General features: G+C 64.1%; 1 tRNA gene (only partly in view). It reads right to left on the reverse strand.

The window, feature by feature from the left end:
- Positions 1–368: 368 nt before the first annotated feature.
- A tRNA-Asp gene (locus tag RTO53_RS18425) sits at positions 369–390 on the reverse strand (it continues 155 nt past the right edge of the window).

The following is a 390-nucleotide window of genomic DNA, read 5'->3' on the forward strand; positions in this document are numbered from 1 at the left end:
CTCCTCCTTTATTTCGCCTCCAAGGGCATGGGGACCCAGCGCCCGACCCACCGACCAAAGTCAGAAGCCAGATTTCCCCGCGCGTCTCCGCAAGCGAGCACCGTAGCGGCCGGTAGGCTCCTGGGCAAAATCAAGGAGGAGGCCGCCAGGCCGGGGGACACTACGCCAGGGGCCTACCGGCCGCTACGGGGCCCTGACGCTCGCGGCGTACAAGAACGAAGCCCCCCCTGATCCCACGCAGCGCCCGGACCATCCGACCCGCGTATCACCGTGCATCATTGACTGCGATGTTGGAACAGGACGCGCTGGTTCACCGGGAGAAAACCAAAAAAAAAGCCCCTGGCTTTCACCAGGGGCTCTTCAAAGATTGGCGGAGCGGACGGGACTCGA

It is taken from the genome of Stenotrophomonas sp. (assembly GCF_031995405.1).
Lineage (GTDB): Bacteria > Pseudomonadota > Gammaproteobacteria > Xanthomonadales > Xanthomonadaceae > Stenotrophomonas.